1 protein-coding gene is annotated in these 1869 nt (G+C 63.8%); it reads left to right on the top strand.

All coding sequences use genetic code 11. The features are described from left to right. A partial coding sequence (locus OO67_RS35325) for an acyltransferase domain-containing protein (RefSeq protein ID WP_157841793.1) occupies positions 1-1869 on the top strand: 1869 nt, incomplete at both ends.

Here is a 1869-nt window from a genome sequence, read left to right as displayed (position 1 = left end):
GCTCCGAATGGTCCGTCGCAGCAGCGGGTGGTGCGTGCGGCGTTGGCGAGTGCGGGGTTGGGGCCGGTGGATGTGGATGTGGTGGAGGGGCATGGGACGGGGACGCGGTTGGGGGATCCGATTGAGGCTCAGGCGTTGTTGGCGACGTATGGGCAGGGTCGTGAGGGTGGTGAGCCGTTGTGGTTGGGGTCGGTGAAGTCGAATATTGGTCATGCGCAGGCGGCTGCTGGTGTGGCTGGTGTGATCAAGATGGTGGAGGCGATGCGGCGGGGGGTGTTGCCGCGGACGTTGCATGTGGATGAGCCGTCGGATCAGGTGGATTGGTCTGTGGGTTCGGTGGAGTTGTTGGTGGAGGGTCGGGTGTGGCCGGATGGGGGTCGGCCGCGTCGGGCTGGTGTGTCGTCGTTCGGGATCAGTGGGACGAATGCGCATGTGATTTTGGAGGAGGCGCCTCGTGAGGTGGTGTCTCGTGAGGTGGCTTCTGGTGGTGGTGTGGTGCCGGGTGGTGGTGTGGTGCCGTTGGTGTTGTCGGGGAAGTCGGAGGAGGCGGTTGTTGAGTTGGCGGGTCGTGTGTTGTCGGTGGTGGGGGATGGTTCTGGGGTTGGTTCGGTGGGTGAGGTGTGTCGGGCGTTGGCGGTGACGCGTGCGGGGTTGGGGCATCGGGCGGTTGTGGTGGGTGGGGGTTGGGAGGAGTTGCGTTCGGGTTTGGTGGCGTTGTCGGAGGGTGAGTCCGGTTCTGGTGTGGTGCGTGGTGTGGTGGGTTCGGGTGGTGGGTCGTTGGGGTTTGTGTTTTCGGGTCAGGGGTCTCAGTGGGTGGGGATGGGTCGTGGGTTGTATGAGGCGTTTCCGGTGTTTGCGGAGGCGTTTGATGAGGTGATTGGTTTTGTGGGTGAGGGTGTGCGTGAGGTGATGTGGGGTCTGGGGTCGGAGGGTTCTGGTTCTGGTTCGGGTGGTTTGTCGGTGGATGATACGGGGGTGGCGCAGCCGGCGTTGTTTGCGGTGGAGGTTGCGTTGTTCCGGTTGTGGGAGTCGTGGGGTGTGCGGGTGGATTGTGTGGGTGGTCATTCGGTGGGTGAGGTGGCGGCGGCGTTTGTTGCGGGGGTGTTGTCGTTGGAGGATGCGTGTCGGTTGGTGGTGGCGCGTGGGCGGTTGATGCAGGGGTTGGAGTTGGGTGGGGTGATGGTGGCGGTTGAGGCGTCGGAGGAGGAGGTGTTGCCGTTGTTGGGTGAGGGGGTGTCGTTGGCGGCGGTGAATGGTCCGTCTTCGGTGGTGGTGTCTGGTGTGGTGGGTGCGGTGGATGAGGTGGTGGGTGTGTTTGTGGGGCGTGGTCGTAGGTGTAAGCGGTTGGTGGTGTCGCATGCGTTTCATTCGGTGTTGATGGAGCCGATGTTGGAGGAGTTCCGGGGTGTGGTGGAGGGGTTGTCGTTCAGGGAGCCGCGGTTGGGTTTGGTGGTGTCGGGTGATGTGTGTGATCCGGGGTTCTGGGTGTCGCATGTGCGGGAGCCGGTGAGGTTTTTGGATACGGTTCGGGTGATGGAGGGGCGTGGGGTTTCGGGGTTTGTGGAGGTGGGTCCGGATGCGGTGTTGTCGGTGATGGGTCCGGGTTGTGTGGTGGGTGGTGATGTGGTGTTTGTTCCGTCGGTGCGTCGGGGGCGGGACGAGGTGCGTGGTGTGGTGGGTGCGTTGGGTGTGGTGTGGTCGCGTGGGTTCGGGGTGGATTGGGGTGGGGTGTTTCCTGGGGTGGTGGGGCATGTTGATCTGCCGACGTATCCGTTCCGTCGTCGGCGTTATTGGCTGGATTCGGGTTCGGGTTCGGGTGGTTCGGGTGATGTGGCGGTGTCGGGGCAGGTGGCTGCGGGGCATCCGTTG

This window comes from Streptomyces atroolivaceus (assembly GCF_000717025.1).
In the GTDB taxonomy this organism is placed as follows: domain Bacteria; phylum Actinomycetota; class Actinomycetes; order Streptomycetales; family Streptomycetaceae; genus Streptomyces; species Streptomyces atroolivaceus.
This window is presented reverse-complemented; position numbering and strand designations above follow the sequence as displayed.